The organism is Larkinella terrae, from assembly GCF_009668025.1.
Lineage (GTDB): Bacteria > Bacteroidota > Bacteroidia > Cytophagales > Spirosomataceae > Larkinella > Larkinella terrae.
The window spans coordinates 681,148-706,021 of the sequence record NZ_WJXZ01000014.1 but is presented as its reverse complement, the minus strand read 5'-3'; the positions used below and the strand labels follow the sequence as shown (position 1 = coordinate 706,021).

The following is a 24,874-nucleotide window of genomic DNA, read 5'->3' as shown; positions in this document are numbered from 1 at the left end:
GTAAGCAGAGGGCGTAATAAAAAACTCCGCTAAACTCTTTTTAACTCCGCGAAATAACTCAGTTTTACCACGTCAGTTTATACAACGAAACACCCTGTCTCGGCAGGTCGGTTTTTAGCTGAATCCCGCCATTTACGACTTTTACGGAAGCAGGAGACTCAAACTGAGCCAGTTGTCCGGCTTTTTCCAGTTCTTTGACCTGTTCGGCAGTTGGTTGCTGGGGCGAACCCATTTTGAGCCAGACGGCGTAGGAATTGCTGTGTTCACCATCGATTCGATACTGCGTAACCGTCACTTGTTTAGCTGGTAAACCTTTGATGGCCAGATCAACCGTCGAAGCCGGAGCGGGCAGGTTGTCGTCGTGGTAATTCCAGACCATGACGGCCGCCGAATTCGAAGCGGTGTCGCGGGTGGCCAGCGCGTTGACATCCGGCTCGGCCCGGCGAACGCTCGAATCGCGAACCGCCAGCGTTTGGTACGCCATGTTTCCCGATACTTCCACCCGGTTTCCGCGCATCATGCCATACATCCGGAACACGTTCAGAACCGGTTTATCGACGCCGTTGGTCGCCAGATCGCGAAACCCGTAAAACCAGGGCTGGTCTTCAAACTCGAATGACCACGAAACCGCCCCTTTCAAATGAACGTGATGAATATCAGCCAGTTCATATTTCCGGGCAAACGCAGCTGCCGTGTAGCTCGAATATAAGGTTCCGTTGCGATAGGCATTTTCGGGATTGGTTTTCATGCCACAGGCCGCACACCCTTCGGGATCGGATTCACCAATGATGATCGGCAGTTTGCTGAATTCAGGATAGGAAGACACGATCTGAAAACCGCTTGAAATGTCGCGGAGCTGCGTTCCCAGGTTCATCCGAACGTGCCCGTCGACCAGCCGGGGCGCTCCTTTGGCGTGGAAAGCCACGAAATCGAGGGGAGAACCGGTTTTGCCAGTGACGTAGTTTTTACCATTTCGACAATGCTCCAGAAACGCCTTCAGGAAAGCCACGGAGCTTTTTCCGGCGGGTCCCGTTACGTGCGGACCACCCACACGGGCGGTTGGCAAGGCCCGGCGGACGGCGTCCACCGAGTAATCGTACAGCTTGTTGTATTCGTCCACGGTGCCACCCCAGTAACCACCGTTCGGTTCATTCCAGAGTTCCCAGTACCAACTTTCGACTTCTTTTTTTCCGTAGCGCTTCACCGAATGCCTGACCCATTGATAGACCAGTTCAGCCCATTTCCCATAGTCTTTCGGAGGATAACGCCAGCCGGTGAAAATCTTTTCATAGGATTGTCCGGGCTGCCAGTCGTGGGTGTACGGCTGCGGTTTGGACGAAAGGGCTTCCGGCATGAACCCGATCTGCGCCAGCGGTTTCATTTTCCGCTCGATGTAGGTATCGAAAATCTTGTCGATGATTGTCCAGTTGTAAACCGGTTTTCCTTTGGCATCCTCCGTGTAAGCGTTGGTCGACCCCCATTTCAGGGCCGGTTTGCCGTCGCCGGTCACCAGCAAACTGTGCGCCCGGACATAGACCGGCACCGGGCTAAGCGCAGCCAGTTCAGACAGCAGTTTTTTGCCGTCTTTCATGTACGTATAATTCGGTTCATCGTAGCCAAACCAGGCCCAAATCGGCTCCATTCGCCCTTTTGGTTTGTCTAGATCGACCCGAATCGAAACCGGGGGCGGTGGGGGCGGAATCGTGCGCAGGGCCTCCTTGTAGTCGACGTATTGTTCCAGATCGCGCAGGGCAATCACCTTATACTTGTTGTCGTGCAGGTATTTCAGATACGCTTCAAAAATGGCCGGGGGCGTGGTTACCCAGTCGTGCGCGTAGTCGGGAACGCCGTGCATCGTAATGACGACCACCTTGCCGTCTTTGGCCTGCTGAAACGCGCTGAAAATCCGCTCTTTGTCGTAGTTATTGGGCTCGGTCGTGCTGTAACTCGGAATCAGGTACGGATAATCGGTTTTCGGATCGTAGGCCCGCGCCCCGCCCACCCGCGCAAACTGGTAGTTTTTTTCCTTCAAAACGTCGTACGCAATGGGGCTGATGCCGTAGCCGGGGTACGCAAAGGTGGTCAGTGGTGTTTGGATCCCGTAGGTTTTGCAGCGGGCTTCGAGGGAATCGAGTTGCGCCCGGAACTGCGCCTTCGAGAGTTTTGCCACGTTGCTGTGCGTCAGCGTATGGTTGGCAACTTCGAAACCCATCCGATCCAGTTCCCGGATTTGCTCCCAGCTCATGTACTTCTTTTTATCGGCAAAATCGGGCGGGAATTCGCAGACGTAGAACGTCGCCCCAAAACCGTATTTCTTTAGCAACGGAGCAACTACCGTCGCGTGGGTAACGGGCGCATCATCAAACGTCAGCACGACCAGCTTATCGGGAATCGGTTTTCGCACAATCTGGGCGACTGCGCCCGACAAGACACTGGTTATCAACAGAAAACCAAGGACGATGCGTCGTTTCATCCGAAAAAGTTGAGAGATGGGAGGAAAGTTTTACGGTTTTCAGTTTACGGGGTTAATATATTGACTATTCGGCATTTATGAGTGCACCAGTTCCGGCGGGGAACCGCACCGAAACGTCGGCCCGGCGTAAACTGAAAACCGTAAACCAAAAACCGTTTAGGCTACCGGCGTACTTTTGGGGGTATTTTTGCTGGAAAGTTCAATCAGCTTGTACCTCGGCACCAGCAGGTGCATGATGCCCCAGGCCAACAGGTACCCGAAACCGCAGATCAGGAACATGATGTAATAGCCGGTTTCCAGATGCCCGAGTGCCTTGTAATGATCAAACAGTTTTCCCGCCAGCGTCGAAATGAGCATACCGCCCAGACCGCCCGCCATACCGCCAATTCCAATGACGGATGCCACTGCCTTTTTGGGGAACATATCCGAAACCGTCGTGAAAATGTTGGCGCTCCAGGCCTGGTGGGCGGAGGTGGCAAAGCCAATTCCCAAAACCGCCAGCCATAGTCCCATGCTACCCAGATACTGGATAAAAATCGCCGGAACGGCACAAATGGCGTAGATCAGCATGGACGTTTTCCGGGCCCGGAAAACCGGGAGGCCTCTTTTAATCAGGTAAAGTGGTAGCCAGCCGCCAAAAACACTCCCGAAACTGGCCAGTGTGTAAACAACGGCCACCGGCAACGATGCGGCTTTCCCGGCCAGACCGTATTCGGCCTTCAGGAACGCCGGTAACCAGAACAGGTAAAACCACCAGATCGGGTCGGTGAGCATTTTTCCGAGGACGAACGCCCAGGTTTGCCGGAACGTCAGCAGTTTGAACCAGGAAACTTTTTCGGTAGAAGTATGGTCTTCGGTTTGCTCGTCTTTGTCGCTGTTGATGTACTCAAGTTCTTCTTTGGTTACTTTTTTATGGTTTGCGGGCGTATCGTAAATCGTGAGCCACAACACCAGCCAGATAAAACCGGTGGCGCCGGTGAGAATAAACGCCCACTGCCAGCCCCAGAATTCGGCTATGTAAGGCACGCTAAGCGGAGCCAGAATCGCGCCGACGTTGGTACCCGAATTGAAAATACCGGTTGCCAGTGCGCGTTCTTTTTTCGGAAACCACTCCGCAATGGTTTTGATAGCCGCCGGAAAGTTGCCGGCTTCGCTCAATCCCAGACCCGCCCGGGCAAATCCGAATCCGAGCGTTGTTTTGGCAAAAGCCGTCAGAATGCCGACGATACTCCAGGCCGTCAGCGAAATAGTATAGCCGATTTTGGTACCGAACTTATCGACCAGCCGCCCCACGCCCAGCATCCCCAGCGCGTAGGCCAGTTGGAAAACCGAAACCAGGTTGGCATAGTCGGTTTCCGTCCAGTTAAAATCTCTCTCCAGGTCGCCCTTCAACAGACTGATGACAACCCGGTCGAGGTAATTAATCGTGGTTGCAAAAAACACCAGACCACAAATCGTCCAGCGATACCTTCCAATAGCTTTATTCATAATTCAAAAAGAGTAGAATCCAGCTATAGAAAGCAGGTGGTTATGGTTATCTACCTTTGTTTGGTGAGTTGTTTCGCGGAGTTAAGCAGAGAAAAGAAGAGTTAAGCGGAGTTATGTATAATCTCTGCTTAACTCCATTTCCTCCGCTTAACTCCGCGAAACAACTCACCAAACTCTTAAACCGTCTTCCGATACCGCCACGACGCCAGCAGCAGCAACCCGATGGCCATGCCCGCCAGCGCGGCAAACTGCCGATTCACATCCGCAAAGGTGCTGCCTTTCAGCATCACGTTCCGGCCCACTTCGATGATGTATTTCAGCGGGTTAATGAGATTGAGCCACTGCGCCCAGACCGGCATGTTTTCGGTGGAAGCAAACAAACCGCTCAGGAGAATGAATAAGACGAGCAGGAAAAACGAGACAAACAACGCCTGCTGCTGGTTTTCGGCCAGTGTCGAAATGAGCAGGCCCAGACCAACGCACAATATCAGGAATAAAACCGCAAACACGTACATCAGCGCCAGGCTGCCCACCAGCGGCACCTGAAATAAAAACCGCCCCAGCAGCAGCCCGATCGTGAACAGCACCAGCCCGATAACCACAAACGGAATCGATTTGCCCAGAATAAATTCGTGCTTGCGGATCGGCGTCACGTTCAACTGTTCCATCGTTCCGATTTCTTTTTCCCGCACAATATTCAGCGCTGACACCAGACCACCTACCAACAGCAACAGTTCGAACAAAACGCCCGGCACCATAAAGGTTTTGTATTCCAGTTTCGGGTTGTACCAGTACTGATTCTCAATGTCCAGTTGCGGAACCGTGCCCGGCGCTACGACCTTCGTTTCGGCCACCACATCGGCGTTGAAATCCCGGATGATGGCCGTGGCGTAGCCGTTGGCAATTCCGGCTTTGGAACCATCGATGGCGTTGAGCAGCAACTGCACGGCCGCGCTTCCCTCCTTCTCCAGGTCCCGCTCAAAATGGGGTGGAATTACCAGCACCAGGTCGGCATCGCCCGCCAGCAGCGTTTGCCGGGCCTGTTTCTCGTTGGGCAGATACCCGCTCAGGTTGAAATTGGTCAGGTGCCGGAACTTGCTAACCAGCCGCTGCGAATACGTCGTGTGGTCGCCATCGACAACGGCGATGTTCAGGTTTTTCACTTCGTAATTAGCCGCGTACGACAGCAGAATCAACTGCATGATCGGGGCCGCCAGCATGATCCGGAGCAAAACCGGGTTCCGGCGGAGTTGCCGGATTTCTTTTTCAACCATGTATCGAATCCGGTTCATGACAGGCGGGTTTTTAAATTACGAAGACTTAATCCCATGAAAAATAGTGACATGCCGATCAGGACCGCAGTCGGCTGCCAGAGGTACTGCAAACCGGCGCCCTTGATCATGATTCCCTTCACGATGCTGATGAAATATTTCGCCGGAATGATGTTGGAAATGATCTGAAGCGGTTTGGGCATGCTCTCGATCGGAAAGATGAAACCGGACAGGAAAATCGTCGGCAACAGCATGGCCATCAGCGACGCAAACATGGCCACCAGTTGGGTATCAACGAGCGACGAAATGAAAATTCCGATGGACAACGCCAGAAAAATGAACAACAACGTTTCGGATAACAACAGCAGCAGGCTTCCGTTGAGCGGAACGTGTAGCACGAAAACCCCAAGCGCAATGATGATGCAGCCGTTCACGAACGACAGCAGCAGGTACGGCACGACTTTCCCCAGCAGAATCTGGCCCTGCGTCAACGGCGACACCATCAGCACTTCCAGCGTACCGGTTTCGCGTTCGCGGGCAATCGTCACGGAGGTCATCAGCGCCGACACCAGCAGCAGCACCATCGCCATCACGCCCGGCACAAACACAAATGCGCCCTTCAGTTCGGGATTAAAAACCATGCGGCTGCGTACGTCGATCGTCAAGGGCGGCTGGGCATTCGGGTTGCGTTCGGCGGTGTAATCGCGGATGATCGCGGTTGCATAATTGGTCAGGCTGATGGCGGTATTTTGCTCGGAGGCATCGGCCAGCAATTGAATTTGGGTGCTTCGGCCGTGCTCGTAATTGGCCGTAAAACCGGTCGGAAACACCACCGCCAGTTTGATATTTCCTTTCCGAAACGCCCGTTCGATGTCGTGGTTGGAACGCAGGTTTTCCTGCAACTGAAAATACCCCGACGCCAGCAACTTGTTGGTAATCTGCTGCGAATGCTGGCTTTTGTCGTTGTCGAGAATGGCGATTTTCGCGTTTTTGATCTCGTTCGTCAATGCAAACCCAAACAGCAGCACCTGCGCCAGCGGTAAGCCGAACAGGATTAGTAGCGTCCGTCGGTCACGCAGAATGTGGAAAAATTCCTTTTTTACAAAAGCAATGAAGCGGTTCATATTTTTTTCGACAACGCCCTGACAGCGGTCGAAGACCCTGTCAGCGGCAGAATTAAACCGAGTTGAATATGCTTACAGCCGCTGACAGGGTCTTCGACCGCTGTCAGGGCGTTTATTTCGTCGATGTCCCCCGGGCCAGGATCTGGAAGACCGCGTCCATTGAGTCCACGTTGTAGGCGGTTTTCAGACCTGCCGGGGTGTCGAGTGCTTTCATGACGCCATCGACCATGATCGAGACGCGGTGGCAGTATTCGGCTTCGTCCATGTAGTGCGTAGTCACAAAAACCGTGGTTCCGCCGTGGGCGGCTTCGTAGATCAAATCCCAGAACTGTCGGCGCGTGATTGGGTCGACCCCGCCGGTCGGTTCGTCCAGAAACACGATTCGGGGCTCGTGGATCAGGGCCACCGAAAACGAGAGTTTCTGTTTCCAGCCGAGTGGCAATGAGGCCACGAGCGAATCAGCCACGGATTCGATGCCGAGTTTTTGCAAAATCTGATCGGTTTTGGCCGGAATGTCCGCCCGGCGCAAGCCGTAGATGCCGCCGTAAAACCGGATATTTTCGCGCACCGTCAAATCTTCGTACAGCGAAAACCGCTGGCTCATGTAGCCAATGTTCTGCTTGATTTTCTCAGATTGCCGGTAAACATCAAACCCGGCCACGCTGGCTTCGCCGGAAGTCGGTTTCAATAACCCGCACAGCATCCGCATCGCCGTGGTTTTCCCGGCCCCGTTCGCGCCCAGAAATCCGAAGATTTCGCCCTGGGCCACGTCGAACGTAATGGCATTGGTGGCAATGAAGCTGCCAAATTTTTTGGTTAACGCGTTGGTACTGACTGCTTTTTCCATGATCGTCAAGCCGCTGGCTCGGGTTGGGTCATCAACGCCATAAAGGTGTCTTCGATGCCGGGCTGAATGGCGTGGATTTCAATATTCCGGTGATTCTTTTCCCGCAAAAACCGCCCGATCTGCTGTTCCGTCACTTCGTTCGATTTCACGGTTAGGTGCAGAAACTCCCCAAACGCGTAGCAGGATTCCGTAAACGACGCCAGCCGCAGATCATGAATCAACTGATACGTATCAGCAGCCCGAACTCCGTAGAGACGCTTTTTAAAGCGTCTCGTAATGGCCACCGGCTGATCCACCGCCAGGATTTTGCCAGTTTGCATAAACGCAATCCGGTCGCACCGGCTGGCTTCGTCCATGTACGGCGTGGAAACCAGCGTCGTCAGTCCGCGTTCGTTCAGTTTGCGCAACATATCCCAGAATTCCTTCCGCGAAACCGCATCGACGCCGGTGGTTGGTTCGTCCAGAAACAGCACTTCGGGCTTGTGAATCAACGCACAACACAAGGCCAGCTTCTGTTTCATGCCCCCCGAAAGTTGCCCCGCCCGGCGGTCTTTGAACGGTTCGAGCTGCGAATAAATCTCCTGAATCAGGTGGTAGTTTTCTTTGATCGTCGTCCCAAAAACAGTGGCAAAAAAAGCCAGATTTTCCTCCACGCTTAGGTCCGGATACAGCGAAAACCGCCCCGGCATGTAGCCGACCAACTGCCGCAGGGCTTTGTAGTCCTTCACCACATCGTGACCCGCCACCGTCGCCCGGCCCTTGTCGGGCAGCAGCAGTGTCACCAGTATTTTAAAGAGCGTGGTCTTCCCGGCCCCATCGGGCCCGATCAGTCCGAACAACTCGCCCGGCCGGACCGAAAGGCTGACATCCGAAACCGCCGGGATTTCGCCGTACGCTTTTGAAACGTTTTCAATAATGATCGCATCCATATTTTTTATGGTTTACGGTATACCTTTTACAACCTCACCTCCCCCGGCATCCCGATCTTCAAACCGCCGTCGTTTTTGACCTGGATTTTCAGGGCGTAAACCAGATTGACGCGTTCGTCTTTGGTCTGGATGACCTTGGGCGTAAATTCCGCCTTGCTCGACACCCAGGTAATCGTTCCGGCGTATTCCTTGAACTGATCGTTCGGCGCATCGACCAAAACTTTCACCGACTGACCGGTTTTGACCCGCACCAGTTGATCGCCACTGATGTAGGCCCGAAGCGTGATTTTGTCCAGATCCGCAATTTTGTAGAGTGGTTTTCCGTAACTGGCCACCTCGCCGGACTCCGCAAACTTGACAGTGACGGTACCGGCCGCCGGGTTGACAATCGTCGCCTTTTTGATCTGGTCGTCAAGCTGCCGGATTTGTTCTTCCAAAGGCGCTTCTTCCGAAAGTGTGCCGGTGCGCTGGGTCGTCAGGGCCGATTGCTGGGCCGCCCGTTGCTGCCGAATCAGGGCAATCTGGCGTTCGACGACGTCGATCTGTGCCACAATATCGTCGAGTTGCTTGGTCGGAGCGGCCCCGGCGGCAATCAGATTTTGCGTGCGGGTTTTCTCGCGTTGCAGCGTCTTGAGGTTTTGCTCCTGCACCGCAATTTGCTGTTCATAAGGCGATAATTGCGCCGAAATATTCGGAGAACGGCTGGAAACCGCCCGCCGACTTGCCAGCAGTTGCGACTTCCGAAGCTGGAGTTGAAGCGGATCAATCTGCCCGACGGTTTGCCCGGCTTTCAACGTCTGGCCTTCTTCGACGGTTAGTTTTTGCAGCGCACCGGTCGCTTCCGCAGACACGATGGTTTCGACAGCTTCAAAATTGCCGTAAGCGTCCGACTGGGGCTCGGTTTTACAAGCCATCATGCCGATCAGTAATGCGATCGTAATCAACGTAGATTTCATGGTAATGGACGTCAAAGAGTGGTTAATTGCCGGTCAGCGTGCGGTACTGCACGTTCGCCAGCAGCAGTTGTAATTCGTGGGTTTTCTGATTCAAAAGCGCCTGACTTTCGGCGTTGAGTTCTGAGGTATAATCCCGGGCGGCCAGGGTGCCGTTATCGAGCTGAACGCTAGCAGTTTGCCGGATTTTGGAACGCAACGCACTGATTTCCCGGTCTTTTTCGAGCAAGGCCGTGACGCGGTCGATCTCGGTTTGCTGCTGGCGAAGTTGTAGCGACAAATTTCGGTCGAATACTTTCTGCTGAACGCCAATCTGTTCGCGGTTCAGGGCCAAAACCGCCCGATCGTTTTTGAGCGTGTAGGCCGCCGACAGGTTCCAGCTCAGGCGAATCCCGCCGATAAAAAAGCCCCGAAAATCGTTGTTCAGAAAATTCAACGCCGGTCGGCCCGCTCCGCCCTGGGCGAATGCGCTCAGTCGGGGCTGCAGCCGGTTGTTGGTCAGCCGCAATTGCTCATCCAGCAGTGCCCGTTGCGACTCAAAAAGTTTTTGTTCGGGGCGGTTTAGTGACAGGTTTACAATGCCGGTTCTTGCTTCCTCGATGACCAGTTTCGTGCTGTCGGTAATCGTCAATCCGGTCAGAATACCAAGCTGGTCGCGCAGCCCCCGGCGCGTAGCCGCCAGTTGCCCCAGTTGCTGTTCGGCGTTCAGGACTTCGGCGCGCAACACATCCACGCCCACGGTGGCCACGGTTCCGAAACGCACCCCGGCTTCGGCTTTCAGAATGCGGTTTTGCAGTTCTTCCAGACGGATGCGGGTCAGGCGGGTGTTTTCATCGGTTAGGAGGATGTTCAGGAAATAAGCATTCACCTGGTCTTTCAGGCGGTTTTGCTCCACGGCGACTTGTTGCAAACCCACCGTCGTGCTGGCCCGCTGCACCTGCTTTTGCAAGGCGGTTTGGTTGCCGTCAAACAGCGTGTAGCTCACATCCGCCGTCAGTTTGTACTGGTCTTTGCTCAGTTGCGGAATCGGCACGTTCGGCAGTTCAATGGGCAGCTTCGTCACTTCCGATTGCCAGGTTGCCTGCCCATTAACGCCCACCTGCGGCAGTCGGCGGTTTTTATCCAGACTGGCAATGGTCAGGTCGCCGGTTTGCTGCACAATTTCCCGTTGGCGGGTCAGCGGATCGTTGGCGATGACGGCGGCATAGCCTTGTTCCAGCGTCATCACGGATTGCGCCTGTGACGTGGTCGTCAGGAGCAATCCGAGCAAAAATGTGGATAATGATTTCATACAAATTTGCTTTTAAAACTTTATTCTAAATTTTCTTTTTAAAAATCTTTTTAATAGTAATCCAAAAAAAATTAAACGGGTTTCAGGTAGGCCATAACGGTTTCAAACACGATCACTTTTCGTTCTTCCAGAAAGGCGCGGTAAGCCGCTTCGTCCATGTCGCCGATGTAGCTGACGATCGGTTTTGCCATGAACGGGAAGATCAAACTGCCCAACATCGTCACGATTATCTGGAGTGGCTTCACTTTACGGATCGTGCCTTTTTCCGCTTCAATTTCCAGTTGTTTGATGAAATAGGCCGACTCGACCGCCTGTTTAATGTTCAATTGCTGAAACAGTTTGCTGCTGTCTTTCTGCAATTCCGACAACACAAAAACCGGCACATGCGGGTTAGCAACCAGAAAATCAGTATAGTTATCGACCACCTTCCACACTTTAATTTCCAGCGGTACTTCTTCGTTAAGGATCAAAATAACCCGGCCCAAAAATGAGCCCATCGTTTCCAGAAAAATGCTTTGAAAGAGCTGTTCTTTGCTCCGGAAATAGTAATTGACCATCGCCATTGTCGTTCCGGCCTCTTCGGCGATGTGCCGAAGCTTGGCACCGTCGAAACCGCGTTCCAGAAAAACTTTCTTGGCCGCTTCCTTGATTTTCTGTTCGGTATTTTGCTCGGTGTCTTTCGGTTTCATGATGACAAAGGTAAGGTCGAGAGATAAGTTATTAAAAATATTTTTAATAAAAGTTTTTAAAGCTACTATTTCGCGAAGCCAAGCGGAGAAAAAAGGGAGTGAAGCGGAGCTTTGGTTATTATACAGGGTGGATCAGAGGGAATCAGGGTTCATCAGGGGATTTCTCTGATTAACTCTGATTTACTCCGCTCAACTCTGCGAAATAACTTTTACTTAGCACGAGTTTGTCGCAGCAACCACGCCCCCAATTCCTTGCTCGCTTTGTAATTCTCGAAAACCGTTGGAATAATCCGGCCATCGGTGTATTCATTGTACAGCCAGGGGTCGCCGACGGCAAAAACCGCCCCTTTCCCGATCTGAGCGGTGGCCATAATAACGTCTCCCTCCTCCGAAATCAATGCCTTGGCCGGGGCCTTCACCGCCAGCGTCGCCAGTTCCTTGATGTAAACGGCCTGGGTTTGCTTGAAAACCGGGTTACCGGCCGGAATCGTTACCTTGCCCTGTTCATACTGCTTGCCCTTCACCATGTTCCGGTTTTTGTCGGTAAACCGGATTCCAAAGACCTGCGCCAGTTCGTTAAAGTGCTTCGTCTCGCAGTTGGCGGTGTCGTTCGCCATCATGACCAACACGCCACCCGCTTTCACCCATCCCTCAATCGCCTTGATATCAGCCGGTTGGATGTAATTCGGCTTGGCGGTTTCTTTCGGCGAATCGGGATCAACAATGATGTACACATCGACGCCTTTCAGGGATTCGGCGGTTGGCGCGTTCCGAACCGTGACGGTTTTGGCGCCCAGTTCGCGGAAGGTGTTGCCCCAGTGCCAGAAGCCCGAATGCATCCGATCTTCCCAGGTGTAATGAAACGGTTCAGTTTGGCCGAGCAGATCCTTCCGAAATTCGTGGTTGAAATAATTGTCCACGGCGACGGTTTTCCCGGCACCCACCGCCAGTTCGGGCGCTATTTCCATTTCCAGACTCGCCATGATGAACGGTCCAACGCCTTTCAAATCGTTTTTGCGGATCGGTTCGCTGAGGTAATAGTCATAACTGCCATCCCGGTAGGGCGTGCCGCCCAAACCGCCCACGCTCACCGTGCCGTTGAGGTTGATCAACCCATTGGCGTCGGTTTCGATGAAGTTTTTCAGAATGCCCTGGTAGCCTTTCTGCGCCGACGCCAGAAACGCCTTGTCCAGATACCCCATCCGGACGCTCTTCGCCAGCGCGTACACGAACATACAGGAGGCCGAAGCTTCGAGGTAATTGCCTTTGCGCGCGCCCTGGGTCGTCATCTGGTACCAGCAGCCGGATTTCGGGTCCTGGTATTTCACGATCGGCGGGGCCAGCCGTTGCAGGTATTTCACCAGGTTAGCGCGCTGCGGGTGATCGTTCGGAAAATAATCGAGCACATCGACCAGCGCCATTGCGTACCACCCAATCGAGCGACCCCAGAAATTCGGCGACTGCCCGGTTTTCGGATCGGCCCATTTCTGCTCGCGACTCTCGTCGTAACCGTGATAGAGCAAACCGGTTTTGGGATCGACTAAGTGTTTTTCGATCAGCGCAAACTGTTTGGCAATATCATCGAAATTTTCGGGCTGGTTGAAAACCCGGCTGAATTCGGCGTAAAACGGTTCGGCCATGAACAAACCGTCGAGCCACATCTGGTTTGGATACCGTTTTTTGTGCCAGAAACCGCCTTCCTTTGTGCGGGGTTGTTTCGCCAGCTGATCGCGCAGCAGAAAAGCCGCTTTCTGAAACTTCTCTTTGCCCGGCAGCGACTGTTGCGCCAGCATCAGCAGCACGCGCCCGGTCGTGACGTTGTCGATATTGAACTCGTCCATCGCATACGTCCGGATGCTGCCATCGTCGCGCACAAACTGGTTGATATCGTTCAGGGTGTAGGTAAAGTATTTGGGGTCGCCGGTTCGGTACCAAACGCCTTCGAAGGCTTTCAGCACCAGGCCCTGTTCATAATCCCAGCGGGCGGTTTTGCGATCACCGATCAGGATCGAGTCTTTGTGCCAGGTCATGAACGAATCGGCCATGCGCTGCGAATACGGTTTTTGCTGGGCAAACGCGCAGGTTGTTAAGAGGAATAGCAATAGAGATTTCATGGGCTTTATTAGAAAGAAAGTTATTTCGCGGAGTTAAGCGGAGATTACGCAGAGTTCAGCGGAGAAAACTAAAAAACTCTGCTTAACTCTACTTTCCTCCGCTAAACTCTGCGAAACACCTTAAATAAGGCGATTGCGAAAAATTCTACTTCTTTCCGGGAATTGGGCTTGTCCATGTCACCAGAAAGTGAGTACTTACTTAAGCCTCCTTTCCTATCCGCTTTATGCCAACGATTTCATCCCCCGAAAAACCGCATCGAATCCCAATCGACCAGTTGTTCCAGGAGCTGAAGGTCGATCCGAAAACCGGTTTGAGTGCCGACGAAGCCCAAAACCGCTACGACGAATGGGGTCCTAACGCCCTCCAGGAAGTCAAACGGGAAAGTGCCCTGACCATTCTGCTGCGGCAGTTTGTGGGCGTCATTGTCTACATTCTGGCAGCAGCCGCCGGGATTTCGTTTTTTCTGGGCGAAACCGTCGAAGGGTTTGCCATCATCGCCGTGTTGCTCATCAACGCCCTGACCGGTTTTATTCTCGAATGGAACGCCCGGCAATCGATGGATGCCCTGCGAAAAATGGACACAACGCCCGCCCGGGTCCTGCGCGACGGCCGCGTTCGCGAGATTTCGTCCGAGGAAGTGACGCTGGGTGATATCTTGGTCGTCGAAGCCGGGGATCTGGTGGCCGCCGATGGTAATTTATTCGAAGTCAGCCAGTTGCAGGCCGACGAATCCGCCCTGACCGGCGAATCACTACCCGTTGACAAAAACACGGAATTGCCGCCCGACGAATCGCCACTGGGTGATCAGCACAACCGGCTGTTCAAAGGAACGCCCGTAACCGCCGGAACCGGTCGCGCCATCGTGACGGGCATTGGGCAGCAAACCGAGCTGGGCAAAATTGCCACGATGGTCGAGGAAGCCAAGCGGTCGGCCACGCCACTGGAAGCGAAGCTTGATGGGCTGGCGAAGGTCCTGATCTGGGTAACGGTCGGCTTGGCGGCCTTATTTCTGATCGTTGGGTTGGTTCGGAAGGAGGAACCGCTGCGGCTGATCGAAACCGCCCTGGCGCTGGCGATTGCGGCCATTCCGGAAGGTATGTCGGTGGTGGCTACCATTGCGCTGGCGTACGGGATGCTGCGACTGGCCGAAAAGAAGGTGATTGTCAAGCGGTTGTCGGCGGTGGAAACGCTGGGCGGTACAAACGTGATTTTTACGGATAAAACCGGTACGCTGACCCAAAACCGCATCGAAGTCAACACGATCCAGTTGCCCAACCAACGCGCTGAAATTCAGTCCGATGCGCAGGCGAAGAAACTGGAAATCGTGGACGGCGATCAGGCGATTACCGAATCCGAAATCTACCAGAAACTGATTCAGGTTGGCGTACTTTGCAACAACGCGGATTACGACATCGTCAACGGAAAAGCGAAGGAAGTGGGCGATCCGGTGGAGGTTTCGTTGCTGAAATTTGCGATTGCTGCCGGGCACGATCCCGATCAGATTCACCAGGATTTTCCGCGAAAAGCCGAAAGAGCGTTCAGTTCCGACACCCGGATTATGGGCACGCTTCACCAACACCAAACCGGTTTTCTGGTTGCCGTCAAAGGGGCCGCCGAGGAAGTGCTGGACCGTTGCCAGTCGCTCAGTGAGAAAGACCGGAAAGCGCATTACGATATTTCCGAAAAAATGGCCGTCGAGGGGTTGCGAACGCTGGCGTTTGCTTACCACGAAACCGATACCCAACCCGGCGATGATTTTGCGGACCAGGATTTAACGTACGTGGGTCTGATCGGTTTTCTCGACCCGCCCCGCACCGAAGTGACGCCCGCGCTGACGGCCTGCCGCGAAGCCGGGATCAAGGTGATCATGGTCACGGGCGACCACCCGGCGACAGCGCTGACGATCGCGTCCAAAGTGAAGCTGATCGAACCCGGCGAAGAAATGGTGCTGACCGGCAAAGACCTGAAACCACTCGACGAACTCAAAGCCGCCGATAAAGAAGCCTTGCTGAAATGCCGGGTGTTTGCGCGGGTGAGTCCGGCGCAAAAGCTGGATATGATCGAGCTGTACCAGCAAAAAGGCGACATTGTGGGCATGACCGGCGACGGTGTCAACGACGCGCCTGCGCTGAAGAAGTCGGATATCGGGATTGCGATGGGCCTGCGGGGAACGCAGGTGGCCGCCGAAACCGCCGACATGGTTCTGAAAGACGATTCATTTACCTCGATCGTGTCGGCCATTGCGCAGGGGCGGGTGATTTTCGAGAATATCCGCAAGTTCGTGCTGTTCCTGCTGTCGTGTAACCTGAGCGAGATTTTTGTCGTTACGTTTGCCGGTTTTCTGAACGTCGGCAATCCGCTGCTGCCCTTGCAGATTCTGTTCATTAACATTGTTACGGACGTGTTTCCGGCGCTGGCGCTGGGGGTGGGTCGCGAGAATTCGAGCCTGATGCACCAGCCACCCCGCGATCCGAAAACGCCCATCATGGACGGTCGCGACTGGCGACTGGTGGTTTTTTACGCCCTGGTAATGACGGCGTCGGTACTCGGTGCCTACTGGCTCGGCACCACCGAACTCGGCCTGACGGAGAAAGAAGGGAATAATCTGGTTTTCTACGCGTTGTCGTTTGCGCAGTTGATGCACGTTTTCAACCTGCGGTCGGGCCGTTCGTTTTTCGTGAACGAAATCACGCGCAACCGGTACATCTGGTACGCGTTGCTGCTCTGCCTGTTCATCATGGCCCTGACGTACTACGTGCCGTTTCTGGTGCAGGTGCTGAGCATTCAACCCATGACCACCACCGAAATCGAACTCATTCTGGCCGCCGGTTTTGCGCCAGTTTTGCTGGTGCAGATCGTGAAAGGGATTATGCGATTGGGGAGGTAAAAGCCCCCGGCCTCTGAAGGCGAGAGAACGCAGAAATAATGGAATTAAGCCAGGTCTTCTCCCTTCAGGGACCGGGGGCAAATCTACTGTCAAACTATCAAGCCCGCCGATTTCCGGAACCAGTCGATTTCGGCGTGGTAGTCGTAGACGGCTTTTCGGCGTTCGTCGTCGGTCCAGTTGAGTTCGGCGGCCATCAGATCGGCGACGGTTTCAGAAATCTGGTCGGAGGATTGCCAGTCGGTCAATTCCAGACCAAACCGCCGGGCCAGCACGTCCTTGAGCGTCTGCGCCATTTCGGCCCGCACGACAAAAACCACCTCGGCTTTGGTGTTGGGCAACTGCTCCGAAAGCCGCTCTTTCCAGTCAGGGTGGTCGTGCATGAGCTGCGCAATTTCCAGGCTTTCGGTACCATACTGCCGGTTCAGGTGCCGGGCAATGTCTTCCGGGATGCCAAATTTACTGACCAGCACTTTCCAGAAATCATCCGCGTACCCTTCGGCGCCGACGAGTTTGATGTGATCGGTGATGCACGGTTTTTCGGGCAATCCTTCCAATTCATAAAATTTGTCGATCGTGTCTTTCGACATCAGTCGGTATGTCGTCCATTTGCCGCCCAGAATGCTGACCAAACCGGAAGTCGGGTCAACTTCGACTTCGTGGTCGCGCACCAGTTGTTTCGTATCGGCGTTGGGATCAGCCTGCAACAACGGGCGCAAACCGGCAAAACCGGCAATGACCTGATCGGCGGTGATCGGTTTTTCGAAATACCGGTTGACGTAACTGATCAGGTAATCGACCTCCGCCCGCTCCACCACCGGCTCGGTTTCACCCAGTTCGGATTCCGTTTCGGTCGTGCCGATCATCAGTTTGCCGTTGTACGGAATAATAAAAACCACGCGACCGTCGTCGGTTTTGGGCACCAGGATGGCCGTATCCGAGGGCATCAATTCGCCCGGAACAATGATGTGAACGCCCTTGCTTACCCGCATCCGACGACCCATCGTCGGGTTCGCCAGCAGGCGAATGCGGTCCGAAAAGGGCCCCGTGGCGTTGATAAACCGTCGGGCCCGAATCCGTAGCAACCGACCCGTCAGCGAGTCGCGGATGTGCAAAACCGCCAGTCGGCCGCTGGCATCTTTCTCAAACGCGCGGGCTTCGGCGTGGTTGAGGGCTACCGCCCCGTACTGCATGGCGGTTTTGACCAGCGACATGTTGTAACGCGCATCGTTCAACTGCCCATCGTAATACAAAACCGCGCTGTGAATTTTATGAGTAAGCGACGGATTCCGCTTCAGTGCTTCCTCTTTGTTGAGCCACTCACTTTTTCCGATACTCAGGTCGCCGGATAGTGTGTCGTACATTTTCAGCCCGGCGGTATAGTATATTCCTTCCATCCAGCTCATGCAAGGCGTCAGCAGGGCCAGCGGGTGGGCCAGATGCGGGGCGTTATGGATGAGCGTCAGCCGTTCGCGCAGGGCTTTTTTCACCATGTGATACTGGTTCAGGTCGGCCTGTTTGACGGCCTGTTCCAGATACCGCACCCCGCCGTGAATCAGTTTCGTGGATTTGCTGGAGGTTTCGGACGCAAAATCGTGTTTTTCAACCAGAATGGCTTTCAGGCCGCGGCTTTGGGCGTCGAGCAGGCAACCCGCGCCGGTGGCTCCTCCTCCGATGATGCAAATGTCAAATTCCTGATTTTCGGCTTGTTCGAGATGGTCGGTACGCTGCATAGTTGGCCAGGTTATTTCGCGGAGGTACGCGAAGAAAAGCAAAGTTAAGCAGAGTCTCCGCTACACTTCGCATTCTCGGCGAAACTCTGCGAAATAACTTATTTTTAATCTCAAGTTACCATTACCTTTGGTTATAACTATAGCTCATTTCTTGTTCAAATGGAGGATTTTCGGTTGAGAGTATTCTACAGCGTTGCCCGTCATCACAGCTTTACGAAGGCATCGGCGGAGTTGTTTATTACGCAGCCCGCCGTGACCAAACACATTAAGGCTCTGGAAGATATGCTCGGTTTGCGGCTCTTCGACCGGAAGGGAAATACCATCGTTTTAACGCCCCCCGGCGAGGTGTTGTTTCGCTACGCAGGCCAGATTTTTGATCTGTATCAGGAAGCACAGTTTGAATTAAATTCCTTCAAAAATGATCAAAAAGGCAGTTTGCGGCTGGGAGCCAGTACGACGATCGCTCAATACCTGATTTCTCCACTTCTGGCGTCGTATTACGAACGGTATTCGACCATCCAGCTCAGTTTGCTGACCGGCAACACGGAAATGATCGAAAATGCGGTTTCGGCCAAAGAAATTGACCTCGGCATTGTGGAAGGCAAAAAACACCACGCCGGTTTGAAATACCATGATTTTCTGGAAGACGAACTGGTGGCTGTGGTTCATTCCAACAGTCGCTACAGTCGCCTGAAAGAAATTACGCTGGAAGAGCTGAGTGCCATTCCGATGGTGCTGCGCGAACGCGGCTCGGGAACGCTCGAAGTGCTGGAAACCGCCCTTCAGGCGCGGGGCATCAAACCGTCTAATTTAATGGTTATCATGCACTTGGGCAGCTCCGAAAGCATCAAATCATTTCTGGAACACGCCAATTGCATTTCTATTCTGTCGTCACGGGCCATCGAAAAAGAGGTTCGAAGCGGCCAGCTCAAGGTCGTTTCCATCCGGGATTTCCGCCTTCCCCGCACGTTTAGTTTTGTCCATTTGCAGGGATTACCGGAGGGTTTGGCCGCCGGTTTTATGACTTTTGCCCGGCGATATTACCATCCCTGAGCCACCGGCGCACACAAAATGATGGTCTACGACCGTTATCCTGAAAAATTCCCCAAGATTGCTTTTCAATTTTCCTTGATTTCAAATGCGTAACAACCTGTTTTATTACCTCCTCCTGCTCGTTCTGACCGTTGTCGATGCCTGGCTGCTCGCCCACCCGAATCTGATTGGACAAATCAGCATTTTCTGGTACGACCACGATTACCTCGAAACCCTGCCCAAAGCGATGGCGACCGTTGCGGTGACGGTTTTGGTAGCAGTGGGAATCAGTCTGATCATTCGCCGGGCGTTAAGTGGTTCGCTGGCGGTTTTACTGGCGGTTGTTCTCTTTGTGCTCTGTTTATATGCGGTTTTTCAAACCTACGTCCGGTTCTCCACCGGGGCAAACCAGTTCATGGGTTCGGGTTTTAAAACCGGGGCGGTTTTGCTGCCGGTCATTCTGGCCCTCATTTTCGGAAAAACCGTCCTCGATGTGCTGATGACGAAAAAGCCAAAAAAACGCCGGTAGTTCGTGCGTTGTCATAATCTAAACCTGTAAGGTTTTTAAAACCTTACAGGTTTCCTATTCAACTATTTGTGGCTTTGGGCGTAGTGTAGCTTCAAAATATCTTCCCCAAAATCACTACCCTTTTCCCGCAGAATCGCGTGGATGTGGTTGCCGTCGTTTTGAAAACCGACATTGTCGTATTCGATCAGGAAATCGGGGCCGTTGACGATGTAATAATGCGGTTTGTTGTTTTCGAGACTTCCCACCCAGGCGAAATAAATCTTGTCGATGCCCGATTTCATAATCTTGTCGAAAAGCTGATGCGCTTTCTGATGCTCAAAATTGTGGGTATATTCCTGAATCAGCAACGTCAGCAGGGCTTTCTGACTTTCGTCGAACTGTTTGGCCGCAATTCCGTAATAACTCGTAATCCGCTGATTGGCCTGTGGGCTGGTGATGATGTCTTTCGGCACTGCCTGCTTTAATACCGCAACCGCTTTCTGCTTGTCGGTCAGGGCATTAATGAGCATAAAACCGAAATCTTCTTCTTTGCTCAATACCCGAAAACCGGCGTATTTGCCTGATTTCACTTCCGACGGATCGGTACCGACAAAATAAGGCGACATCGAAACGTGCTGGCCGTCGGCCGTCAGACTCAGCGCCATGTGGTGACCGCCGAAATTCAGGCCCCAGGGGTCGCTGGCCTGCGGTTTTCCCCAAACCGAAATGTAATAATTACCGTGCGCCCACTTCAGGTTCTGCGTCATCGTCAGCGTTTTCTGGTCGATCTCGCCCTTGTCGAACGCTTGCTGATAGAGTGTATTCAGAATATCGTCCAGTTGCATGATGCTGGTCGTTTTCAGGTAGCCCTGCGAACTCAGCATGGCCGACAACACCCGGTGAAACGCCAGACGGCTTTTGTCCGACAAACTTCCGTACTGAATACCGGGCCGGGGCACCATCCCGACCGGCAGGTTGGTCCATTTATGCCGCAGGCTGTCCGTAAACGCGTATTGCGTCTTCTGTAACTCCCCGGCGCTGAGCGTGTTAAGAAAGTTGGTAACGGCATCCACCAGCGTCCGGGTTGACTGCGCGAATCCGCCCTGCGCCAGAAAACCGCAGAGCAACAGAAGAATAAACTTTTTTTTCATAGCGGGCAATAGAGATGGGTTTGGACTTAAATTTAGCTTATCTTCCAGTGACATACTAATCCAATTTTCAGCTCCAAACCGCTGCCTCTGGTTCTTACTTTTTATCCTGATTCGCAGAGCTTCAGCGTCCCAGGCTGTGTCCACGCCAACTGCGGGCGATGCCATCCGTCAATACCGGAGCTGGAAAAAGGTGCCGGACCCGAACCGGATCGCATTCGTAACAAAAAAATAACATTCACACAGGCGCTGGATGCGGGCGTCAGAATTTGCTTTGGTAGCGTTGTGGGCGTATTTCCCCAGGGCGATAATGCCCGCGAACTGGAAATGAAGGTGGAGTACGGAATGAAAATGTAGCCGCAACTAATGCGCTTCAATTTGGGTTAAATAAGTAGATTTTGGATAATCCTTGCGTTTTTACCAAAGTAATCACTTGTCGTTACCGCTTTTTGGCTAATTTCGCCCGGTGAGTTATTCGTCCAGCGTTGTCCAGGCGTTGGGCGGGGCATCTTTATGAGGATACGCCAACCTGAATGATTCTGTTACCATAACCGATTTACTCTACCCCAAATACGTATGTCAAACACTGCCGAACTATCTGTCGATGGTAAAACCTACCAGTTTCCAACCGTTGTTGGTAGCGAACAAGAAAAAGCCATTGACATTTCCAATCTCCGCGACCAGACGGGTTATGTTACGTTAGATAAAGGATACAAAAATACCGGGGCAACCCAGAGCGCGATTACTTTTTTAGATGGTGAAGAAGGCATTCTGCGGTATCGGGGTTATTCCATTGAAGATCTAGCCGACAAAGCCAGTTTTCTGGAAGTGGCTTACCTGCTGATTTATGGTGAATTGCCAACCCAGCAGCAATACGCCGAGTTTGAGGACAGCATCCGGCGGCATACGATGGTGAATGAAGACATGCGGAAGATTTTTGAGGGCTTTCCCAACAACGCGCACCCGATGGGCGTGCTGTCGTCGCTGGTGAGTGCCCTGAGTGCCTTCTACCCGGATTCGTACGACGAAAAAGCCCCGGATCAGACCCAGATGCACATCATCCGGTTGCTGGCCAAACTGCCGACGATTGCTACCTGGTCGTACAAAAAATCGCAGGGGCATCCGGTCAATTACCCGAAAAACCAGCTCGATTACTGTTCCAACTTCCTGCAAATGATGTTTGCGCTGCCGGTGGAAGACTATCAGGTCGATCCGGTGGTTTCGAGCGCCCTGAACAAACTGCTGATCCTGCACGCCGACCACGAACAAAACTGCTCGACCTCGACGGTGCGGCTGGTGGGTTCGTCGCGGGCCAATATTTATTCGTCGATTTCGGCCGGTATCAACGCGCTCTGGGGACCGCTGCACGGTGGTGCCAACCAGGAGGTGATCGAGATGCTGGAAGAAATTAAGGCCAACGGGGGCGATGTTGCCAAGTACGTCGACATGGCAAAAAATGCCAAAACGACCGGTTTTCGCCTGTTTGGTTTCGGCCACCGGGTTTACAAAAACTTCGATCCGCGCGCGCGAATCATCAAAAAAGCTGCCGACGATGTGCTGAGCAAACTTGGCGTCAACGACCCGGTTCTGGAAATTGCCAAAGGACTGGAAGAAGCCGCGCTGCACGACGAATATTTCGTCTCGCGCAAACTATACCCGAACGTCGATTTCTATTCCGGAATTATTTACCGCGCCCTCGGCATCCCGACCAACATGTTCACGGTAATGTTCGCCATTGGCCGTCTGCCGGGCTGGATTGCCCAGTGGAAAGAAATGCGCGAGCAGAAAGAACCAATTGGTCGTCCGCGTCAGATTTACACCGGTGCCACGCTCCGCGAGTTCAAAGCCATCGGCGATCGTTAATCGTATCCACGGACTTTAGTTAAACGCCCCAATCCGCTCGGATTGGGGCGTTTTTATTGGATCAAACTTCCCAATTTCTTCAAACCTTCCTCAATTTGTCCATCGAACGGTCGGCCGAAACTCATTCGGAAGTAGTTGGAAAACCGCCCGTCCGTGCTGAAAATCGGGCCGGGAGCGATGCTGATTTTGTGTCGCAAAGCGGTTTGGAACAAGTCGTAGGCATTGACCGACTGGTTCATTTCCAGCCACAACACATACCCGCCCTGCGGATTGGTCATCTTGCTATCCGCCGGAAAATACGCCGAAATTGCCTGACTATACTGGAGACATTGCGTATGCAGCGCCTTCCGCAGATTCCGCATGTGCAGGTCAAACCGGCCGTTTTCAAAAAACAGGCCGACCGCCAGTTGCGTCACGGTGGTAGACGAAACCGCCGTCATCCGTTTCTGATTGAGGACGTTGGGTAAAAACCGCCCCGGCAAACACCAGCCCACCCGGTAGCCGGGCGCCAGCGTCTTCGACACTGACGTACAAAGCATTACCAGCCCGCTCTGGTCATAACTCTTGCAGGTTCGGGGACGTTGTTTGCCAAAATAAAGTTCGCCGTAAATATCGTCTTCAATTAACGGAACCTCGTGATTGGCCAGCAGATTGACCAACTGTTGTTTACGATCGTCGGACATACAACTGCCGGTTGGGTTGTTGAAGGTCGGCACAAAGAGGCAGGCGGCAATTCGGACGTTATTCAGCGAATTTTCCAGATAATCCAGATCCAGGCCGGAAACCGGATGCGTCGGAATTTGCAATGCCTTCAAGCCCAGCCCCTGCAACACCGAGAAAATCCCGAAGTACGTCGGACTGTCGATAGCCACCGTATCGCCCGGCACCGTTACGGCCCGCAGGCAAATCGTCAGGGCATCGACACAGCCGTGGGTGGTTACCACTTCATTTTCCGTTACAGTAATGCCGCCGGAAACCGCGTACCGGGCAATCTGTTTGCGCAACAGGCGGTTGCCCTGCACCTCTTCGTAATTCAGGCAACTGGCCGGATGCGTTCGCAGTGCTTCAACCAGTGCTTTGTTCAGTTTACTCTGCGGCAATAATTCGAGGGCGGGCGTGGCAAGGGCCAGTTGAGTGATTCCTTCGTCGCTGCGATGCTGGTAAACCTGCGCGATCATGTCGTCAACACTGATTCGGGCCGGATCGGCATCCGGTTTTGACTCAACGGGCGCAGGTGCCAGATGGCGTTTTCGGTAACTGACGTAATAGCCCGACTTGGTCCGGGCTTCAATCATTCCTTTAGCTTCCAGTTCGCAGTACGTTCGGAAGGCCGTGCTCAGGCTAATTCCCTGTTCGTCGCTCAGGGCCCGCACGGATGGCAGTTTATCACCGGTTTTCAACACACCACTCGTGATCAGGTGCTCAAACCGATCCGCAATCTGCTGGTATAAAAAATCGGGCGAAACCGGCGTTGTTTTTTTTGTCATTTCCCAATCTGTTATGCTCGAAATATAGAAAACTGAATCTGTTTTCTCAAGATTTTGTCCCCGATTTTTGCAGAACAATAACAACCTTTTTACTAATCGAGCAAGCCACCATCCGAAATCATGACAAAGATTCCATTTTTTCAGGTCGACGCTTTTACCGACCGCGCTTTCGCCGGAAATCCGGCTGGCATCTGCCTTTTTGAAGACCAGCAGTTGACCGATGACCAGTTACAAGCCATAGCCGCTGAAGTAAATCTATCCGAAACCGCTTTTCTCTGGCCTGCCGATAACGGCTATCGACTACGCTGGTTTACGCCCACCGTCGAAGTCGCGCTTTGCGGTCATGCTACGCTGGCCAGTGCGAGTGTCTTGTGGGAAACCGGTCGCGCATCGCGGAAATCCCCGATTCGATTTCAAACGCTAAGTGGGGAATTAGTCGCGCATCCGGGATCTGAAAACTGGATTGAACTGGACTTTCCAGCCCGCTTTGGCAAATCGGTCACATTACCCGATGGGCTTTGCCAGGCCCTGGGCATCGAACCAGTTCCGGCGCTTTTTATGGAAGACCGCTACCTGATCGAACTGGCTACGGAAGAGCAGGTTCGTAATCTCAAACCCGATTTCAAGGCCTTATCGCCTTATGATCACGTCATTGTAACCAGCCGGGCGACGGCCGATTCACCCTACGATTTCGTCTCCCGGTTTTTTACGACGCGGGCGGGTATCGACGAAGATCCGGTAACGGGGTCCGCGCACTGCTGCCTGGCAACGTACTGGGCCGAAAAGTTGGGGAAAACCGAGTTTCTCGCTTATCAGGCTTCGGAACGGGGTGGTGTGCTGAAAGTCCGGCTGGAGGGCAATCGGGTTCGCCTGACGGGGCAAACTGTCACGCTGATTGAAGGCACGTTCCGAATACCGCTTAACTAGTTGTTACGCATCTTGCCCGACAGTAAACACCAGATACAAAAAAGAGGTGGTCAGCAAACGCCAACCACCTCTTCATCTGTCAAACAATTTAAAAAATGTTGTTAATTCAATG

18 protein-coding genes and 2 pseudogenes are annotated in these 24,874 nt (G+C 53.3%); 6 read left to right on the top strand and 14 right to left on the bottom strand.

Annotated features, from left to right (window positions below; all coding sequences use genetic code 11):
* Nucleotides 1-64: 64 nt before the first annotated feature.
* The 11 genes and pseudogenes from GJJ30_RS24750 to GJJ30_RS24700 form a co-directional block, all read right to left on the bottom strand.
* The gene (locus tag GJJ30_RS24750; RefSeq protein ID WP_229313512.1) at nt 65-1,711 is read right to left on the bottom strand and encodes a GH39 family glycosyl hydrolase; all 1,647 of its coding nucleotides are present in this window, start codon (nt 1,709-1,711) and stop codon (nt 65-67) included.
* Nucleotides 1,712-2,020: 309 nt separating this feature from the next.
* Nucleotides 2,021-2,473: pseudogene (locus tag GJJ30_RS32430) on the bottom strand (polysaccharide deacetylase family protein); the annotation flags it as partial.
* Nucleotides 2,474-2,629: 156 nt separating this feature from the next.
* Nucleotides 2,630-3,961, bottom strand: coding sequence for an MFS transporter (locus GJJ30_RS24740; RefSeq protein WP_154177863.1), 1,332 nt, complete (start codon nt 3,959-3,961; stop codon nt 2,630-2,632).
* A 176-nt stretch (nt 3,962-4,137) separates the two neighbouring features.
* Nucleotides 4,138-5,253 (bottom strand): ABC transporter permease, encoded by a 1,116-nt coding sequence (locus GJJ30_RS24735; RefSeq protein WP_154177862.1) that lies wholly within the window; start codon nt 5,251-5,253, stop codon nt 4,138-4,140.
* Entirely contained in the window at nt 5,250-6,356 is a 1,107-nt protein-coding gene (locus tag GJJ30_RS24730; RefSeq protein ID WP_154177861.1) for an ABC transporter permease, read from the bottom strand. The genes GJJ30_RS24735 and GJJ30_RS24730 overlap by 4 nt, the downstream gene beginning before the upstream one ends.
* A gap of 112 nt (nt 6,357-6,468) precedes the next feature.
* Complete coding sequence (locus GJJ30_RS24725; protein ID WP_154177860.1) at nt 6,469-7,203, bottom strand: ABC transporter ATP-binding protein; 735 nt, start codon at nt 7,201-7,203, stop codon at nt 6,469-6,471.
* A 5-nt stretch (nt 7,204-7,208) separates the two neighbouring features.
* Nucleotides 7,209-8,132 carry an ABC transporter ATP-binding protein gene (locus tag GJJ30_RS24720; protein WP_154177859.1) on the bottom strand — a complete coding sequence of 308 codons (924 nt, stop codon included), beginning with the start codon at nt 8,130-8,132 and terminating at the stop codon, nt 7,209-7,211.
* 26 nt (nt 8,133-8,158) lie between these two features.
* A complete protein-coding gene (locus GJJ30_RS24715) occupies nt 8,159-9,088 on the bottom strand; it encodes an HlyD family secretion protein (protein ID WP_154177858.1) in 930 nt (309 codons plus the stop codon).
* Between the two features lie 22 nt (nt 9,089-9,110).
* Entirely contained in the window at nt 9,111-10,376 is a 1,266-nt protein-coding gene (locus GJJ30_RS24710; protein WP_154177857.1) for a TolC family protein, read from the bottom strand.
* A gap of 71 nt (nt 10,377-10,447) precedes the next feature.
* Nucleotides 10,448-11,065, bottom strand: a complete 618-nt coding sequence (locus GJJ30_RS24705) for a TetR/AcrR family transcriptional regulator (protein WP_154177856.1) — start codon at nt 11,063-11,065, stop codon at nt 10,448-10,450.
* A 209-nt stretch (nt 11,066-11,274) separates the two neighbouring features.
* A complete protein-coding gene (locus GJJ30_RS24700; RefSeq protein WP_154177855.1) occupies nt 11,275-13,179 on the bottom strand; it encodes a glycoside hydrolase family 88 protein in 1,905 nt (634 codons plus the stop codon).
* Between the two features lie 224 nt (nt 13,180-13,403).
* Here GJJ30_RS24700 and GJJ30_RS24695 point away from each other — a divergent pair, with 224 nt between their 5' ends.
* Nucleotides 13,404-16,067: a cation-translocating P-type ATPase gene (locus GJJ30_RS24695; protein ID WP_154177854.1), complete on the top strand. Its 2,664-nt coding sequence runs from the start codon at nt 13,404-13,406 to the stop codon at nt 16,065-16,067.
* Nucleotides 16,068-16,156: 89 nt separating this feature from the next.
* On the opposite strand, the gene GJJ30_RS24690 is transcribed toward GJJ30_RS24695, so the two are convergent.
* Nucleotides 16,157-17,797: a glycerol-3-phosphate dehydrogenase/oxidase gene (locus tag GJJ30_RS24690; RefSeq protein WP_154177853.1), complete on the bottom strand. Its 1,641-nt coding sequence runs from the start codon at nt 17,795-17,797 to the stop codon at nt 16,157-16,159.
* A gap of 159 nt (nt 17,798-17,956) precedes the next feature.
* Here GJJ30_RS24690 and GJJ30_RS24685 point away from each other — a divergent pair, with 159 nt between their 5' ends.
* Both GJJ30_RS24685 and GJJ30_RS24680 read left to right on the top strand, forming a co-directional pair.
* On the top strand, nt 17,957-18,850 hold the full coding sequence (locus GJJ30_RS24685) for a LysR substrate-binding domain-containing protein (RefSeq protein WP_154177852.1): 894 nt from the start codon (nt 17,957-17,959) through the stop codon (nt 18,848-18,850).
* An 85-nt stretch (nt 18,851-18,935) separates the two neighbouring features.
* Entirely contained in the window at nt 18,936-19,358 is a 423-nt protein-coding gene (locus tag GJJ30_RS24680; protein WP_154177851.1) for a hypothetical protein, read from the top strand.
* Between the two features lie 62 nt (nt 19,359-19,420).
* Here the strand turns inward: GJJ30_RS24680 and GJJ30_RS24675 are convergent, their stop codons facing one another.
* Nucleotides 19,421-20,488: a DUF3500 domain-containing protein gene (locus GJJ30_RS24675; RefSeq protein ID WP_154177850.1), complete on the bottom strand. Its 1,068-nt coding sequence runs from the start codon at nt 20,486-20,488 to the stop codon at nt 19,421-19,423.
* A gap of 142 nt (nt 20,489-20,630) precedes the next feature.
* Here GJJ30_RS24675 and GJJ30_RS32425 point away from each other — a divergent pair.
* Both GJJ30_RS32425 and GJJ30_RS24670 read left to right on the top strand, forming a co-directional pair.
* Nucleotides 20,631-20,836, top strand: a pseudogene (locus tag GJJ30_RS32425) (amidohydrolase family protein); the annotation flags it as partial.
* A gap of 225 nt (nt 20,837-21,061) precedes the next feature.
* Complete coding sequence (locus GJJ30_RS24670) at nt 21,062-22,348, top strand: citrate synthase (protein WP_154177849.1); 1,287 nt, start codon at nt 21,062-21,064, stop codon at nt 22,346-22,348.
* Nucleotides 22,349-22,401: 53 nt separating this feature from the next.
* Here GJJ30_RS24670 and GJJ30_RS24665 read toward each other — a convergent pair whose 3' ends face one another.
* Nucleotides 22,402-23,835, bottom strand: a complete 1,434-nt coding sequence (locus tag GJJ30_RS24665) for an aminotransferase-like domain-containing protein (RefSeq protein ID WP_154177848.1) — start codon at nt 23,833-23,835, stop codon at nt 22,402-22,404.
* A gap of 120 nt (nt 23,836-23,955) precedes the next feature.
* Between GJJ30_RS24665 and GJJ30_RS24660 the strand changes: the two genes are divergently transcribed.
* A complete protein-coding gene (locus tag GJJ30_RS24660; RefSeq protein ID WP_154177847.1) occupies nt 23,956-24,762 on the top strand; it encodes a PhzF family phenazine biosynthesis protein in 807 nt (268 codons plus the stop codon).
* The last annotated feature ends 112 nt before the right edge of the window (nt 24,763-24,874 follow it).

Excerpts from the sequence above, each read along its gene's own strand:
- GJJ30_RS24740 (WP_154177863.1), bottom strand. The coding sequence starts at position 3,961 with ATGAATAAAGCTATTGGAAGGTATCGCTGGACGATTTGTGGTCTGGTG.
- GJJ30_RS24735 (WP_154177862.1), bottom strand. The coding sequence starts at position 5,253 with ATGAACCGGATTCGATACATGGTTGAAAAAGAAATCCGGCAACTCCGC.
- GJJ30_RS24730 (WP_154177861.1), bottom strand. The coding sequence starts at position 6,356 with ATGAACCGCTTCATTGCTTTTGTAAAAAAGGAATTTTTCCACATTCTG.
- GJJ30_RS24725 (WP_154177860.1), bottom strand. The coding sequence starts at position 7,203 with ATGGAAAAAGCAGTCAGTACCAACGCGTTAACCAAAAAATTTGGCAGC.
- GJJ30_RS24720 (WP_154177859.1), bottom strand. The coding sequence starts at position 8,132 with ATGGATGCGATCATTATTGAAAACGTTTCAAAAGCGTACGGCGAAATC.
- GJJ30_RS24715 (WP_154177858.1), bottom strand. The coding sequence starts at position 9,088 with ATGAAATCTACGTTGATTACGATCGCATTACTGATCGGCATGATGGCT.
- GJJ30_RS24710 (WP_154177857.1), bottom strand. The coding sequence starts at position 10,376 with ATGAAATCATTATCCACATTTTTGCTCGGATTGCTCCTGACGACCACG.
- GJJ30_RS24705 (WP_154177856.1), bottom strand. The coding sequence starts at position 11,065 with ATGAAACCGAAAGACACCGAGCAAAATACCGAACAGAAAATCAAGGAA.
- GJJ30_RS24700 (WP_154177855.1), bottom strand. The coding sequence starts at position 13,179 with ATGAAATCTCTATTGCTATTCCTCTTAACAACCTGCGCGTTTGCCCAG.
- GJJ30_RS24695 (WP_154177854.1), top strand. The coding sequence starts at position 13,404 with ATGCCAACGATTTCATCCCCCGAAAAACCGCATCGAATCCCAATCGAC.
- GJJ30_RS24690 (WP_154177853.1), bottom strand. The coding sequence starts at position 17,797 with ATGCAGCGTACCGACCATCTCGAACAAGCCGAAAATCAGGAATTTGAC.
- GJJ30_RS24685 (WP_154177852.1), top strand. The coding sequence starts at position 17,957 with ATGGAGGATTTTCGGTTGAGAGTATTCTACAGCGTTGCCCGTCATCAC.
- GJJ30_RS24680 (WP_154177851.1), top strand. The coding sequence starts at position 18,936 with ATGCGTAACAACCTGTTTTATTACCTCCTCCTGCTCGTTCTGACCGTT.
- GJJ30_RS24675 (WP_154177850.1), bottom strand. The coding sequence starts at position 20,488 with ATGAAAAAAAAGTTTATTCTTCTGTTGCTCTGCGGTTTTCTGGCGCAG.
- GJJ30_RS24670 (WP_154177849.1), top strand. The coding sequence starts at position 21,062 with ATGTCAAACACTGCCGAACTATCTGTCGATGGTAAAACCTACCAGTTT.
- GJJ30_RS24665 (WP_154177848.1), bottom strand. The coding sequence starts at position 23,835 with ATGACAAAAAAAACAACGCCGGTTTCGCCCGATTTTTTATACCAGCAG.
- GJJ30_RS24660 (WP_154177847.1), top strand. The coding sequence starts at position 23,956 with ATGACAAAGATTCCATTTTTTCAGGTCGACGCTTTTACCGACCGCGCT.